Raw genomic sequence first — 15,072 nt, forward strand, 5'->3', positions numbered from 1 at the left:
TCTCTGTGCGTCCTTCAAGAAAAGATAACGGTTTTATATAATCAATTATATACCCACCCACTTAAAACACGAAAGATGCAATGACGCAAAAGAGAGGGCTGCGATGAGAAGATCGCAGGATCTCTCAAATCGGTTGTTAGAAAGCAGCCAGGGCGTTTTGAAGAAAGAGGGCCAGAATCGTCAGTAAAAAGATCGCTCCGGCTTTGTTGTACAGTTTGTTGGCAAGCAGCAAGAAAAGGGTGATCGAAGCCCCGACCATGATAGCGACGTCATAGCTCGCTGCAGCTGTCACCGATAGAGGGTTAATCAGCGAGGCGCCGCCGAGCACCATCGAAAAGTTGGCAACGTTGGAGCCGATGATATTGCCGATACTCATATCGGCATGCCCTTTTTTAACAGCCACAAGCGAGACGACAAGTTCCGGAAGAGAGGTGCCCAAAGCGATCAGCACCAAACCGATGACCCATTCGCTCACGTCAAACATCCGTGCGATATTGCTGCCGCTCTCGACAACGAAGTTCGCACCGCCGATCGTCAGGACAAAACCGATCATCAGCAAGACGATACTTTTTGGCCAGTTGAACTTTTCACGTTCAAGCTCCTCATCGATCTCGGCCACAAGATCCTCTTTGTCACTGGTAAAAAGGAAAAAGAGGTAGGCGACCATCATCAGGGCAAAGAGCATCCCGTCGATACGGCTGATCGTGCCGTCATAGGCCATCAGCAACAAGATCATCGGCGGCATGATGATCCATGCGCTGTCAAGCGCAAAGAGGTTTCGCTTGGGCATCATCTTCTTGGCGATCAAAAAGACAACACCCAGCACAAGCGTGATGTTGAAGGTGACACTTCCGATGACGTTGGCTATCGCCATGTCGCTTTTGTGGTTATAACTTGCCATCATCGAAGCGGCCATCTCAGGCAATGATGTGCCGAAAGCGACCAGCGTCGCACCGATGACGAAGTGAGAGATATTGAAGTGAAAAGCGATACGCTCCGACTCTTTGATAATAAAATCGGCCCCGTATATCAGCGCGCCCATCGCGACGATAAATATAACAAAATCCATTATGACTCCTCTGTTCTGACGATTAAACTCTCCGGAAGATCGAAAGCCTTGATCAGCTCACTCTCTTTGACGCGCATCTCGCCGTTGTCGACCTCATGGTCATATCCCAAAATATGCAACATGCCGTGGATAAAGAGGAGGGCGCGTTCATCATCTTCACTATGGCCGTACTCTTGAGCACCGCGTTTGACAAAATCTTCAGAGATCACGATGCTGCCCAGGGGCACTCCCGGCATATCCGCATAAGGGAAACTCAAAACATCGGTCGTTTTGGCGATCGCTCTTGTCTCTTCATTGATCTGCGCCATCTCATCGTCATGCACCAGGATCAGTTCGACATCTCTGTCGCTGAGACTTTGCGCGATACGCTCCAGAAGGCTTGTCTCTATCGTTGTGTCTGTTCTGTTATCTATATCAATCATGGGCGGTATTTTAACCAAAGAAGGCTTTGTCTACTCGTTCTCTTTTAGTTTTATATTAAATTCCCGTTCGCCTATTCTCGCTACCGACTGCGCCTCGTTAGGGGTGCGCTCCGAACCGTCGTTCAGAAGGGCGACGATCCGCCAGTAATAAGCGGCTTCAGAGCCTTTTATGTCGGTGATAAATGCCTTGTTCATCAAAAAACGGTCGCCCTCTTTAAGGTCCTCAAAGGCCTCAATGATCTCGTTTTTTATGAAGTCATCCATGCCGTTGCCCGGAGTAAGGTTTTTTACGCGTGTCATCATTGCCGGAACATAGTTCTGTACCGGCATCACCTGGTTGTTCTCGTCGGGCGTCAGGACAAGGTTCATAAAAATATCTTTGGCGCCGCCTTCGAGCGTGATAATCTTGGTATTGGTAAAAACAGTCAGTCGCATTGGTATTCCTGAAGAATTAAATTGACGAAAGGGTACTGAAAATTACTTAAATACGTAGGCTCTCTCATCACCTAGTTTTCTCATCTTATGCTAAAATGACCTCATGATAAACAGACGCGAACTTTTTCAGTACGGCGGGATTGTCGGTGCTGCCGTGCTGGTCGGTATCGGTGCCAGACAGTACGCACTGAGTCACAATGCCGGCAGCGATACCTTTAAGACCTTTGCTGCTGTCATCGACCACCTTTTCAACGACGCCGACGGCTACGTCACCTCCCAACTCAACGTGACAGGCTACTTTAAGGCGGTGCTGGCCGACAAGCGCATCGATATCGAGGAGCGGGAGTACCTCGTCAACGGTGTGCGCTGGCTCAACGAAAGCGCGCAGGAGGAGTTCGACAAGGCGTTCCTCTCTCTTAACAAAGAGCATCGCGAAGCGCTGCTCAAGAAGATCTCTATGCTGCGCTGGGGTGACAACTGGCTCTACAAAGTGATGGGCTACTATTTTGAAACGGTTTTCTCCGACCCGGTCTACGGCGGCAATGTCGAAGGCAAGGGGTGGAAATGGCTCGATTACCACCCCGGATTCCCCCGTCCGAACGAGGTGGCCATATGATACGCCGTACAGACATCTGCATCATCGGCAGCGGAGCAGGGGCGGCGCCGGTCGCTTTCACCCTCTCTCAGGCAGGCTTCAAGGTGACCGTCCTTGAAAAAGGGCCGCTCTACAGCGAAAATGACTTCAAAAAAGACGAGATCGCGGTCTCCAGGCGAAGTCTCTTCACCCCGAAACTAAAAGACGAACAGCATGTCATCGAGACCTACGATGAAGAGGGCAACATTATAAGAGAGGTTGGCAGCGAGGTGGGGTGGAGCTTCTGGAACGGTTCGATGGTGGGCGGCTCGTCGAACCTGATGAGCGGCTATTTTCACCGCATGAAACCCGACGACTTCCGGCTCAAAACCGTTTTCGGCGAGGTCGAAGGGGCCAACGTCGTCGACTGGCCCATCGGTTACGAGACGCTTGAACCCTACTATACGAAAGTCGAAGAGGTGGTCGGCGTCTCCGGAAAGATGGTCGAACACCCCTTCAGGGAACCGCGTTCTACCGAGGAATTTCCCTACCCGCAGACCTGGGAGCATCCCGTCGCCTCGTGGATCGATAACGCCTGCGCCGAGCTCGGGTACCACGCCATGCCGACGCCCCGTGCCATCCTCCCCTACGATGCGCTTGGCCGCAGAGGCTGCTCCTATTCAAACCTTTGCGGCAGCTACGGCTGTGCGACAGGCGCCAAGAGCCACGCCAAGTCGGCGCTGCTGGACAAGGCCGTCGCCTCTGGCAACTGCGAGATATTGGCCGATTCATACGTCTACAAGATAGAGAGCGAAAAGAACAGCGCCGTCGGTGTCTACTACTATGACAAAGCGGGCGAAAGCCGCAAGATCGAGGCGAAGATCTATGTCCTGGCTGCCCAGGCGATAGAGAGTGCCCGCCTGCTGCTCAACTCCAAAAGCGTCGACTTTCCAAACGGTCTGGCCAACAACAGCAATCAGGTGGGGAAAAACCTTATCTTCTCTGCCGGCGGAAGCGGTACGGGGCGTCTGAACTTCGAGAAGATCCCTAAAGAGCATCGGGAGTCGCTGCTGTTGCGAGGCGCCTTCGTCAACCGTTCGCTGCAGGACTGGTATGCGTACGAGAGCGGCGGTCAAAATGTCAAAGGCGGCACCATCGATTTTCTCTTCGAGCACGCCAATGCCATCCCCCGTGCCCTGGACCAGGTCTACGATGAGAACAACGACCTTGTGTGGGGGAAGGCCCTCTCGAAAAAGCTCAGACACACCTTTATGCGCTCACGGGTGATGACTTTCGAGGTCTTCAACGACTGGCTGCCGACCGACAGATGTTTTGTCGGTGTGGACGACAGGGTCAAAGACAAGTGGGGCATGCCGGTCGGCAAGATCCGGCTTTACGGCCATCCGCACGATGTCGAGGTGGGGCGTCACCTCGCGAAGCAGGCGGAGAAGGTCCTGGAAGCCCTGGGGTGCGAAGAGATAAGCTCCAATATCTCCGACGCGCCGCCGCCGAACCTCGTCGCCGGCGGCTGCCGCTTCGGAACCGATCCCGAGAGCTCCGTCCTCGATCCAAACTGCAGAGCGCACGAGGTGGCCAACCTCTACGTAACCGACGCCAGCTTTATGCCGACCGGCGGCAGTGTCCCCTACACCTGGACCATCTACGCCAACGCCTTCAGGGTGGCCGATATAATTTTAAAAGAGATGAGGATCAATGTTTAACTCGATCGTGAAAAAAGCACAGCAGTTGGCCAAAGAGACGAAAGAGGCCTATTATGAAGGGTTATACGGCGACACTGAAGAGGTCGTCGAGGCGTTCAGGCTTCTGGGCCTCTCGAACGAAGCCAACTTCGAAGAGGTCAAACGCCAGTTCAAAGAGCTCAGCAAGCTCTACCACCCCGACAAGACGGTCAAAAGCGATCCGGCGCAGTTTATCGCTATCAAAGAGGCGTATGAGACTTTAAAAGAGAAGTTCAAAGCAGAAGCGTCTTAAATCGTTTGTTTTTTAAGTGGATTTGATAGTAGGATGTCACTTTTTCTTCTTGCTAGCTCAAGAAGAAAACCTAACGAAAAAGAAGAAGAGCTATACCCTAACGGCAACAGCTACTGCTGGACCTTTCACCTGTCAACAGATGGCATTCCGTCACTTCTGCCGGAATCGGTGGTCTAACGCAAAAAATATAAACTCTTCGAACACATTCTAAACTCCTCCGCTCATCTTTTACGAATAATCTAATACGTATTGTGACAATAAGGCTCCTTTCTTTTTTCCGTCAGGATATCTCACAATCAAGCTGACTATATGTCAGGTTGATTATGAGTAAAGTCTTATATGGTTTACTACTTGTGCGCGCAAAGAAAAAAGTGACATACCTACTATCAAATCAAATTCAATTCAAAAGAAGTATATGCAGAATAGATCGTCAAGGCAAAAAACTGCGTCTTACGGCTATATCGTTTTCCTTGAAGCACATTTTGATAAAATGAGACACTTAAAATAAATAGCCTGTAAAGCAAAAACAAAAGAGCAACAATGAGTAAAAAAGCAGTCTGCATAATGAGCGGGGGGATGGACTCCACCCTGAGCGCCTACATGATGAAAGAGAGCGGCTATGAGATCATCGCCGTCCACTTCAACTACGACCAGCGCACCGAGAAAAAAGAGCGCGAGGCCTTTCATGCCATTGCCGACGCCATCGGCGCCCTCAAAAAGTACGATCTCGACATCGGCTTTTTCAAAGAGCTCGGCGCCTCAGCCCTGACGGACAAGAACATCGACGTGCCGACCGGCGGGCTGGAAGAGGGGGTTCCCGTCACCTATGTCCCTTTCCGCAACGGCATCTTTCTGAGCATGGCGGCGGCGGTTGCCGAAAAGGAGGGGGCCGAGGTGATCTGCATCGGCGTGGTCGAAGAGGACAGCAGCGGCTACCCGGACTGCCGGGAGTCCTACATCAAAAGCATGCAGGAGAGCATCAACCTCGGTACCAGAGAGGAGACCAACGTCACCATCGAGATGCCGCTCGTCCACCTCAAGAAGTCGCAGATCGTCCGTGCCGCCGTCAACCACCATGTCCCCCTGGAGCTGACCTGGAGCTGCTATAAAAACGAGGACAAGGCCTGCGGCGTCTGCGACAGCTGCCGCCTGCGTCTGAGGGGCTTTGAGCTTGCCGGCGTGGAAGATCCGATCCCGTATGAAAAACGGTAAACACTATATAGTAAATTATTGAGTAAATATGCCTGAAAAGCGCCTCGAACACCCCTTTGACGCCATTGTCGACGAACACTCCAAAGTGCTGATACTGGGCTCCTTCCCGAGCATCAAGTCGTTCGAGCAGAACTTCTACTATGCCCACCCGAGAAACCTCTTCTGGCCCATCATGGAGGAGCTCTTCGGCGTGACGCTAAAGACCAACGAGGCGAAACGTGCCTTTGCACTGGAGAAGGGGATCGCTCTCTGGGACACCTACGCCTCCCTGAAACGCGGCTCGGGCAACTCCAGCGACGCCAACCTCAAGGAACTCCAGGTCAATGATTTTGACGCGTTTCTAAAAGAGTACCCCAACATCAGGCATCTCTTCTTTACCGGCCAGAAGGCCTATCAGGGCTACATGAAGCACTTCAAACATATCAAGATCGAGACGACCTTGCTCCCCTCGACGTCCCCGGCGCATGCCGCGATGAAAAAAGAGGAGAAGCTCGAGCGCTACAGGGCGATCAAGGACGAGCTTGAATAAGCAGTACAGCTACAGAGGCTTCGAGATAGAGCATGTCGTCAACGCCAGAATGAAGAACATCTACCTGCGCATCGGCGATGACGGCAAAGTGGTCGTCAAATCGTCGCGCCTCAGTAAAAAACGGCTGTTGGCCCTCATCGACGAGAAAGAGCAGTGGATCACCAAGGCCCTCAGCAGCATTGCCGAGAAGCCGAAGGCCAGGCTGGGCGAAGAGATCCTCTACTATGGCGAGATCTACCCGCTCGACTACCACCCCGCATTTGCCAACCTACGCACGAAATGCGAACGAAGCGCGCAGGAGAAGCTGCATCGGCATTATCAGCAGTTCTACAAAAGCGAAGCGGAAACCTTTTTGCAGGAGCGCCTGGAGTACTTCGCCGTCCGGATGGATCTGCAGCCGACAGAGATGCGTCTTCGCCACATGAAACGCCAGTGGGGCAACTGCCGCAGCAACGGCGTCATCACCTTCAACATCAACCTCATACAGGTCCCCAAAGAGTGCATCGACTACGTCGTCGTCCACGAGCTCGCCCACATGATCCACATGAACCACTCCAGAGCCTTCCACGACCTCGTCGAACAGCACCTGCCGCAGAGCAGAGAGAAGAGGGCGCTGCTCAAACGTTTCAACGCGTCGCTGTAAGCCCTTACAAGCTACCTGCTACTTACTATCCAAATGTAAAACAAAGTGTTCAGATATCAGAGATTTCTTTCTACAATGAACATCTCTATCAGATCAATTTTTATGTTTATTTCACAAAAAGGACATTTTCTTGCAATTTGACATATTATGTTAAATAGTAATATAAAATATGTGTTTAACTATCGTACTAATTTAAGGCAATGACTATAAAATGTACACTAATAAATAGTGAGCGATAAAGGAAAATCATGCAGATACAGTTACCAATCCGTGATTTCTCACCCGAACAAAGTCAGCTTTGGAAGAAGGTCCAATCGCTATGGGAAATGTCTAGAGGTCGTGATAAAGATCAAGTCCGCGCCACGCTCCATCCTGAGTACGTAGGTTGGGATATCAGTACACAACTTCCACATGATCGGGAAGCTGCAGTCGGTTCAGTAACAGACGATTCACCAATATTGCAAGATTACATACTCCAACCACTAAGTGTACGGATCTATGATGGGCGTGTCGGTGTAGTGCACTATTCCTATGCGGCGACTGTCCTCCCAAAAGATGGAGAGGCCATGAGAGTTACAGGCAAATGGAGTGAAGTCTATCTAAAAGACCGTAACGAATGGATGATGATCTCCGTCAGTGGTAAACCAGATGAACTCAAATAGCTTCTGGCCTAACAAAGCAAAGGAGACCAATCAAAAACCCGCGGGCGGCTTTTTGATTGCTCATTTTAAACTTTAGACTGTGTCAGAAAGGCAGGGCGTCATGATCGTAAAAATCACCAAAGTTGGATACTGGTCAGGCGTCACCGCATTTACTGCTGTTGTTGCATATGATATTGTTCAGATCTTACAAGTCGCGGGGGTACTACATTTTCCAATTGATGAGATTCTGATCTTTAGTACATCACTCTGCATAGTCATACCATTCATCCTTGAAATGCTCGCATTCCACTATCTGACGGAGAAAGACAAGCAGTACTGGACACATGCAGCTCTTATCTTTACGATAATCTATGCCGTATTTGTTATTGCGAATTATGTCGTTCAACTTTCAACGGTGATTCCCTCGAAGATAAACAATGCGTCTGGTGCGGTTCAAATACTAGAACAAACTCCTCACTCCATGTTTTGGAATTACGATGCAATTGGTTACATTTCAATGGGCTTGGCAACTTTGTTTTCAATTCCTGTGCTGAATAAATTTGGTTTTGAAAGATGGGTGAGAATCTCTTTTATTGCCCATGTTCTTGTAACCCCGCTAATCACTATCGTTTATTTCTATCCGATATATTCACATAAATTGCTTTTTCTCGGTTTTCCATGGGCAATTACTGCACCAGTTTTTATCTTGTTGCTTGCGATAATGCTAAATAGAAAACATGATGAAAGTGTTTAATCATGTCCTAACATGCCAAAGGAAACATATGCACACAACCAAAGAAGTAATCACCGGCACGGAAAACCTAGAAGATGTATCTTCCCCGTATCAGGCACTCGTTCAGTTTTATTGCGCTTTTAATACAGGCGATATACAGATGATGTCACAGAACTGGGCACAGTCCGACGACATTGCTATGGACAACCCACTCGGTGGCATCAAACGCGGCTGGGCTGAAGTCCAGCCGGTTTACGCGCGCATCTTTGATGGTCCCGCCAAAGTGTACGTCGAGTATTTCGATTACTCCATCCACGAAACGGCAGAGATGTTTTATGCCGTAGGAAGGGAGCGGGGGTATTTCCGCCTCGGTGACGAGGAGATAGCGCTTGCTATCCGAACAAGTCGAATTTTCCGAAGAATCGAGGGACGCTGGAAACAGGTCCATCATCATGGCTCGATCGAAGACCCGCAGTTATTGGGCCGGTATCAGGCGACTGTTTTAGGCAAAAGGTCGTAAAATGCCCAACAAACCAAAGGAGACCAATCCAAACCCCGCCGGTGGCTTTTTGATTGCTCATTTTAGACGTTAAACATATAATTAGGATCAAAAATGAACAAATACACAAAACCAAATTTTGAAACTTCTGCACTAATTACCATAGATACACAACGAGATACTTTAGAAGGACAACCTCTTGAAATCAAGGGAACCTCTGATGCATTGCCGCGAATGAAAATACTGCTAGATTTTTACAGGAAGAATCAATTGCCAATCATCCATATCGTTCGTATCTACAAACCCGATGGTTCCAATGTCGATTTATGCAGAAAAGAGTTAGTCGAAAATGGAGCCGCATTGTTGGCAGAAGATAGTATTGGGGCGGAACTAGCTCGTGAACTCTTTGATAATGACAGTGTCAGATACAATACAAAACTCCTGCTTGAAGGTGGCATACAAAAAATATCGGATAATGAAGTCATCATATACAAGCCACGCTGGGGTGCTTTTTACAATACCCCGCTGGATGACTATTTGAAAAGTCTGAATGTTAACACACTTGTCTTTAGCGGATGCAACTTTCCAAACTGTCCGAGAACTTCCATATATGAAGCCAGTGAAAGAGACTATAAAGTGGTATTAGCTGAAGATGCATTATCCGGTCTTTATGAGCAGGGAATAAAAGAGCTTGAGAATATTGATGTTCTAGTTGAGACCACGGTAAACATCATTAAAAAGGCAAATGTTTAACAAAGACCAATCAAAACCCGCCAGCGGCTTTTTGATTGCTAATTTTAAACGTTGTAGTAGAAAGTTGAGTATTCAAACCGTACAGTCAATACAAACGATAATAGGAGGTGTTTTATGTATTACGAAAAATTTAGCAAAACAACAAAAGAAAAAGTTAGTGGCAGACTGATACCGTAAATTTGTATGCCTGTCACCCAATGACGAATGGTTTGGAGATGAAATGTACACAGAATTAAAAGAGATAAACAAGAAGCCTAAAGCGTTTGAGTTTTATACGGCCGATGCCCTTTGGGCAGACGAATACAGGTCGAAACAGATGTTAGAGTATCATCTCGATACGGAGATTGATGTCGCTTCACGAAATAAGAAGTTTATCGATAGATCCGTTGATTGGATCGTTGCAAACTTCTCTGTCAATGACAAAAGCAAACTGTGCGATTTTGGATGCGCGGTAGGTTTTTATACATCGGCATTGGCAAAAACCGGTGCAGATGTAACCGGCATAGATTTTTCGAAAAACTCCATTGAATACGCAGAAGAAATTGCAAGAAAAGAAGCGCTGAACATCCGCTATGTCCATCAAAACTATCTGGACTACCAAACCGATGAGAAATATGATCTGATCACGATGATCATGTGTGATTTTTGTGCGTTGAGTCCTGTACAGCGAAAGAGGTTGCTGGAGAAGTTCCGTACGATGTTAAACGATGGCGGGGCTGTGCTACTGGATGTCTACTCATTAGTGGGATTTGGTATCAGGAAGGAAACTGTAACCTATGAGCATAATCAGCTCAATCATTTCTGGTCGGCCAATGATTACTACGGCTTTCTGAATACTTTTAAGTATGAAGAAGAAAAAGTGGTTCTTGATAAATATACCATCATAGAAGAGCAACAGAAGAATGTCATTTACAATTGGCTGCAATACTATAGTATTGACATGTTGAAAACCGAGTTTGAAGCTTCCGGATTGACAATAAACGCCATATATAACGATGTCGCCGGTTCCACCTATTCGGGTGATCACACAGAGTTTGCTGTCGTTGCGGTGAAAAGGGAAAAATACTAACTATATTTTGCACACCAATACATGCCATACAGGGCATGTACTGGTGAGCTTAGACGTTGGGCAGACCAATTCATTCCGGAAAATTATTGCATAATGAAAACAAAAAAACATAATCTGCATAGAAAAATGAGGTATCGATGATCGTTGACCAAAAGCCAGTAACTAAATTTAAACCATCCCAATGGTTCAGCATAAGCATAACGTACGTTTCCATACCCATAACTCTATTGGTTTGCGGATGGGATTTCAGTTGGTGGCAGGCGTGGGTCTTTTTTGTGCTGATCGTTACGGCCGGAATAGGGGGACGCATAGGGGCAGAACATAGACATCCGGGAATTCTGGCTGAGCGGTTTAAATATTCTAAGGCTCAAGGTGTAAAGTCCTGGGATAAAGTCATTGCCCCATTGATGGCGTTGAGCCTGTCATTTCCGATTGTCATAGTAGCCGGCCTCGATCACCATTTCGCATGGTCTCCCTTTTTCCCGGTCTGGATGAGTTTTCTCGGCTTTATTCTGATTGCATTTGGATACGCCTTTGCCACGTGGGCCTTGATAGAGAATCGTTTCTTTTCCACTTTTGTGCGTATCCAGAAAGACCGGGAACATGAAGTGTGCAGTAGCGGTCCTTACGCAAGAGTACGGCATCCGGGCTACGCCGGGAATATGTTGGCACTTCTGGGTATTGTGCTTGCTTTAGGCTCGGTGTGGACGTTGATTCCAGTGGTCATAGCCATTATCATTGCCGTGATCAGGACGGAATTGGAAGACAGAACACTTCAAGAAGAGTTGAAAGGGTACAAAGCATATGTACAACAGGTACGATACAAATGGATTCCTGGCATATATTAATCTGAAAACCTATTATCAAGCTGCCAACCAACCAATAATGAGCAATCAAATGCCGTGAATGGGTTTTTGATTGCTCATTTTAAACGTTAGGCACAAGGAGAACAACATTGCAACAGCATGCAGTAGTTAAGCAAATTGAAAAAGCAGATAGGGCAATCGTTGCAGAAGATTTTGATACTCTCATGGATATATATACCCGTGATGCGGTATTGGTTGTTGAACCCGGAAGGAACGCCGTAGGGAAAGATGCTATTAGAAAGGCATTTAAGGCCATCGCTGTTTATTTCAAGAATGGTTTGCAGGTCAGGCAAAAAGGTATCGAGGTACTTGAATCCGGAAACACGGCTTTGGTTCTTGCCAATACAGTGATATCAGCTCCCAATATGCCGGAAATTACTCGTAAAGCAACCTACGTTTTTTACAAAGATGCGAACGGAACCTGGTTGTGTTCCATCGACAATTCGTATGGACACGAAATTATCGGCGGAAATGCATAACAAACCATAGGGAAGTAAAACACAGAATGGTTTTTAAAAAAATGGAAGCGTACTTCCTGAATCCGTGCCCGGTGCTCATCGGGCAGACTCTTTCGGTCCATATATTTTGTCTCTTTTTTTGAATTAGAAGTTAAAAAAAATGTTATACTGACTGACATACGAACGGCGCTAGATGCAGAATAGCGCTCAATGGGGCACAGATGCCTATGGTTACAACGCTACTCCAAAAAGGAGAATAAATCAATGAAGCTGTCTTTATACGGCGCGCTGTTGAGCGCGGTGCTGATGTTATACGGATGCAATAGCAGTGACTCGTCTGAACAAGCAGATGCCCAGGCACCCATCAAACCCTGGCAGTCGTGGGCCGAGTCACTCAGCACACGCGAGTACAACGTGACGCAGGGAAGCGTCTACATGGTGGACAATGCTGCATGCGACAAGTTGATCAGCGTATTCGGCACCTGTTTTGGCAACAATCCGGCCGCACCCTACCTGATTCCGCAACTTCCCGTGGGAGAGACGTATGTGGACCCGTACTACGCGTACGATTTTGATGCCACCGGACCGGACGGTGACAGGACCAATATGTTCTTTCGTCTTGGAGAAAACGACGCACTGGTGACCATCGTCAATCTGCCTCCGAAAGCGGCCTATATGGGGTATCAAACCTATCTGTTCAGCCGGGATGTCTCCTATTATGCCGCACTGACCAGCGACCCCAAAACCACGCCCGATCCCTATCGGGCCGAAATATTCGGCAGTCTGGGCAACGATATCAACAACGTTGTCGTACAAAACGGCGCGAATATCGCATGGAGCGGCAATGCCGTGGTCTACATTACGACGCCAAACCAGGCCCTTGCCGATGTGCTGGTCGCCGATGCCGCCTCTGCAGGGCTGCAAAGCCAGGTTATTTTCACCGAACCCGTAGGCGACATTACCATCCTCGGAGAAGATAGCAATGCCGATGAATTCATTACCCTGATACGCTATGCATTGCCCGAAGACGATACGGCGGCAGATCGTTGGAAGGCTTCCAGAGATGACAACATCCTCGTGTACAGGGTTTCAAAAAACAATCTGCAGTTCAGCCCTTTTGCGACCCCGGAATATACGCAAAAAATGACGGTCGACGAGTCGGAATACAATGCTTCTCTGGTGGAGCTGACAACACTGCTGGCAACGCATCTGCAGACGTCAACGGGACTCCCGGTGGTGAGCAAGGAGATGTATACCAGCGAGCTCGATATGTCGACCGGAGAATTGGCAGGCCTTGTTGGTCAGGAGTGCATTGCAAAAGGCACCAAGTGCCTTGGAGACAATCAGGACACCGATGCATACCGATTTGGATATATCGGCCTGCTTGAGCGCGACCACTCCGCGATCGTAACCGGCGTGAACCATACATTGAACGATGCGGCGACCTATGTCAGTCTGGCTGTTTACAATATGGCTGGTTTCCATGGTGTTGCCAGCATCTCGCAAACCAATGTCGGTGTAACCGGATATGACAAGGGGTATTTGACAGGCTCCGCCGAAGCCGTACTCCGGGCATACGGTCTGTATGAAAGCGCCTCGCAAAAGCTCAAAGAGCAGCTTCCAATCCTCTATGCCTCAGTCGTCTCCAGAGATTGCGAAGCGTCTCTGGGCGACTATTGTGTTGACATCAACATGACCGAAGTGCCGCTGCGCTGGCCTCTGGCGATTACGCAGCGCGCCTACGTAAAACCGGGCTCGACGTCGGGAGCCAGCCCGAACGCACTGCTTTCGCCGTATGTCATTAAAATCAACAAATAAGGTCCGATGCAATAGCAGACCTCATGCATTGTTGCCGAAAGCGAACAAGCAGCATATGCAAGACACCTGAAAGCAAAATGATTGCCGATAAGCTGATTGATGACCTTAAAGCCGGAAAATCCTATTTCAAGTCAAAGAAGAGCAATCGAAAACCCGCGGGCGGTTTTTTGATTGCTCATTTTAGACGACAGGTTACAAAGGAAAAAACAGACAATGCATGAAAAGGTTAAAGCATATCTGGAAAAACTGCCTTCGCCGCAAAAGGAAATTTGCAAAAAAATAAGGAAGATAATAGTAGAGACATTTCCTGATCTTGAGGAATCATTTAAGAATGGTGTCCCTTGGTATGAATGTAAATACTATATTGTAGGACTCAAAGATCACGTCAATATTGGTTTCTCGGTTGAAGGGCTCACTGACGAAGAGCTAAAACTATTTGAAGGCAAAGGAAAATATATGCGACATATCAAAATATATTCTGTCGATGATATCAATGAAAAAGAAATCATAACATTGCTGAAAGTTGTAAAGTGAGTAATATTTAGACTAGTAGCAACCTACAGAAGCACCGGAGAGCAATCAAACGTCAGATGCAGGAGGATATACAGGATGAAACCGACACATGCCAGAACGGTACTCGCAGGTATAGCAGGCGGGTTGGCAATGAACATCGTCATGCTGCTGACCTTCCGACTTCTCGGTTTTGGCAGCAACGGGGACGGCATCCTTCTGGATGCATCGACCCAGAGTAAAAAGCTCATTGCCGTCTGGACGGAGATCGAGCCGATCCCGCTTGTTGTAGATTCGCCCGCACCGATCATTGTCGGAATTGTTATATTCGGTATTATCCACGCCTATCTGTTCAGGTGGCTGTCCGAGACGTGGCCGAAAGGGATTGTCAACCGAGGCTTACGGTTTGGCGGTCTGGTCTTTGTGATGACATTTCTTTTCTGGGAGTTCTTTACCCCCTTTAACCTGTTTGGTGAACCGCTGCATCTAATAGCGTTGGAACTTTTGTTCTGGGGGCTGATCGCCTTGTCTGACGGTTTGGCAATATCGGTTCTTATGCACAAAAGAGCATCTGACACGGCCATCGACTCGGACAACTAAAAGCGCTGCTGTTGTCGACGCTGTATTTAAGCCTCCGGTTTTGGCATCCGTGAGGTGATGACAGGCCATCATCATGCTATTGATCTTCTCCAAAAATCCCGTTTCACTTCTGTTTACATTGGGTTTACACCGCGCTTTAAACATTACAGCACCCATTATTACCACAAATTTTTTTCAGACAAAAAAGATATAGTTCCGGGAATAAAAATTGTATAAACAAGTAAAGATCTAGAACGATAGCAAGGCTAC

At 48.1% G+C, this 15,072-nt stretch carries 20 protein-coding genes; 17 read left to right on the forward strand and 3 right to left on the reverse strand.

The window, feature by feature from the left end; all coding sequences use genetic code 11:
• Positions 1-136 precede the first annotated feature (136 nt).
• The 3 genes from WCY20_RS07260 to WCY20_RS07270 are packed head-to-tail and all read right to left on the reverse strand — an operon-like array spanning position 137 to position 1,926.
• A complete protein-coding gene (locus WCY20_RS07260; RefSeq protein WP_345973938.1) occupies positions 137-1,069 on the reverse strand; it encodes a calcium/sodium antiporter in 933 nt (310 codons plus the stop codon).
• Entirely contained in the window at positions 1,069-1,491 is a 423-nt protein-coding gene (gene ybeY / locus WCY20_RS07265; RefSeq protein ID WP_345973940.1) for an rRNA maturation RNase YbeY, read from the reverse strand. The genes WCY20_RS07260 and ybeY overlap by 1 nt, the downstream gene beginning before the upstream one ends.
• Positions 1,492-1,521: 30 nt before the next feature.
• The gene (locus tag WCY20_RS07270) at positions 1,522-1,926 is read right to left on the reverse strand and encodes a hypothetical protein (RefSeq protein WP_345973942.1); all 405 of its coding nucleotides are present in this window, start codon (positions 1,924-1,926) and stop codon (positions 1,522-1,524) included.
• A gap of 103 nt (positions 1,927-2,029) precedes the next feature.
• Here WCY20_RS07270 and WCY20_RS07275 point away from each other — a divergent pair, with 103 nt between their 5' ends.
• The 17 genes from WCY20_RS07275 (at position 2,030) to WCY20_RS07355 (ending at position 14,823) form a co-directional block, all read left to right on the forward strand.
• Positions 2,030-2,542, forward strand: a complete 513-nt coding sequence (locus tag WCY20_RS07275) for a gluconate 2-dehydrogenase subunit 3 family protein (RefSeq protein WP_345973943.1) — start codon at positions 2,030-2,032, stop codon at positions 2,540-2,542.
• Positions 2,539-4,221: a GMC family oxidoreductase gene (locus WCY20_RS07280; protein ID WP_345973945.1), complete on the forward strand. Its 1,683-nt coding sequence runs from the start codon at positions 2,539-2,541 to the stop codon at positions 4,219-4,221. The genes WCY20_RS07275 and WCY20_RS07280 overlap by 4 nt, the downstream gene beginning before the upstream one ends.
• Positions 4,214-4,492, forward strand: a complete 279-nt coding sequence (locus WCY20_RS07285) for a J domain-containing protein (protein ID WP_345973947.1) — start codon at positions 4,214-4,216, stop codon at positions 4,490-4,492. Before WCY20_RS07280 ends, WCY20_RS07285 begins: the two co-directional genes overlap by 8 nt.
• 540 nt (positions 4,493-5,032) lie before the next feature.
• Complete coding sequence (gene queC / locus WCY20_RS07290) at positions 5,033-5,704, forward strand: 7-cyano-7-deazaguanine synthase QueC (RefSeq protein ID WP_345973949.1); 672 nt, start codon at positions 5,033-5,035, stop codon at positions 5,702-5,704.
• A gap of 28 nt (positions 5,705-5,732) precedes the next feature.
• Positions 5,733-6,233, forward strand: a complete 501-nt coding sequence (locus tag WCY20_RS07295; RefSeq protein ID WP_345973951.1) for a DNA-deoxyinosine glycosylase — start codon at positions 5,733-5,735, stop codon at positions 6,231-6,233.
• On the forward strand, positions 6,226-6,876 hold the full coding sequence (locus WCY20_RS07300; protein WP_345973952.1) for a SprT family zinc-dependent metalloprotease: 651 nt from the start codon (positions 6,226-6,228) through the stop codon (positions 6,874-6,876). Before WCY20_RS07295 ends, WCY20_RS07300 begins: the two co-directional genes overlap by 8 nt.
• Before the next feature lie 248 nt (positions 6,877-7,124).
• On the forward strand, positions 7,125-7,538 hold the full coding sequence (locus tag WCY20_RS07305) for a nuclear transport factor 2 family protein (RefSeq protein WP_345973954.1): 414 nt from the start codon (positions 7,125-7,127) through the stop codon (positions 7,536-7,538).
• Between the two features lie 100 nt (positions 7,539-7,638).
• The gene (locus WCY20_RS07310; RefSeq protein WP_345973956.1) at positions 7,639-8,271 is read left to right on the forward strand and encodes a hypothetical protein; all 633 of its coding nucleotides are present in this window, start codon (positions 7,639-7,641) and stop codon (positions 8,269-8,271) included.
• 28 nt (positions 8,272-8,299) lie between these two features.
• A complete protein-coding gene (locus WCY20_RS07315; protein WP_345973957.1) occupies positions 8,300-8,770 on the forward strand; it encodes a nuclear transport factor 2 family protein in 471 nt (156 codons plus the stop codon).
• 93 nt (positions 8,771-8,863) lie between these two features.
• Entirely contained in the window at positions 8,864-9,502 is a 639-nt protein-coding gene (locus WCY20_RS07320) for an isochorismatase family cysteine hydrolase (RefSeq protein ID WP_345973959.1), read from the forward strand.
• Entirely contained in the window at positions 9,495-9,671 is a 177-nt protein-coding gene (locus tag WCY20_RS07325) for a hypothetical protein (RefSeq protein ID WP_345973961.1), read from the forward strand. The genes WCY20_RS07320 and WCY20_RS07325 overlap by 8 nt, the downstream gene beginning before the upstream one ends.
• A 51-nt stretch (positions 9,672-9,722) precedes the next feature.
• Positions 9,723-10,571 (forward strand): class I SAM-dependent methyltransferase, encoded by an 849-nt coding sequence (locus tag WCY20_RS07330; protein WP_345973962.1) that lies wholly within the window; start codon positions 9,723-9,725, stop codon positions 10,569-10,571.
• A gap of 137 nt (positions 10,572-10,708) precedes the next feature.
• A complete protein-coding gene (locus WCY20_RS07335; protein ID WP_345973964.1) occupies positions 10,709-11,419 on the forward strand; it encodes an isoprenylcysteine carboxylmethyltransferase family protein in 711 nt (236 codons plus the stop codon).
• A gap of 107 nt (positions 11,420-11,526) precedes the next feature.
• Positions 11,527-11,916: an SgcJ/EcaC family oxidoreductase gene (locus WCY20_RS07340; RefSeq protein WP_345973966.1), complete on the forward strand. Its 390-nt coding sequence runs from the start codon at positions 11,527-11,529 to the stop codon at positions 11,914-11,916.
• Positions 11,917-12,159: 243 nt separating this feature from the next.
• Positions 12,160-13,713 carry a hypothetical protein gene (locus tag WCY20_RS07345; RefSeq protein ID WP_345973968.1) on the forward strand — a complete coding sequence of 518 codons (1,554 nt, stop codon included), beginning with the start codon at positions 12,160-12,162 and terminating at the stop codon, positions 13,711-13,713.
• A gap of 213 nt (positions 13,714-13,926) precedes the next feature.
• Positions 13,927-14,247 (forward strand): DUF1801 domain-containing protein, encoded by a 321-nt coding sequence (locus tag WCY20_RS07350; protein ID WP_345973970.1) that lies wholly within the window; start codon positions 13,927-13,929, stop codon positions 14,245-14,247.
• 75 nt (positions 14,248-14,322) lie between these two features.
• Positions 14,323-14,823, forward strand: coding sequence for a hypothetical protein (locus WCY20_RS07355; RefSeq protein ID WP_345973972.1), 501 nt, complete (start codon positions 14,323-14,325; stop codon positions 14,821-14,823).
• Positions 14,824-15,072: the final 249 nt, after the last annotated feature.

Source organism: Sulfurimonas sp. HSL3-7, assembly GCF_039645985.1.
Lineage (GTDB): Bacteria > Campylobacterota > Campylobacteria > Campylobacterales > Sulfurimonadaceae > Sulfonitrofixus > Sulfonitrofixus jiaomeiensis.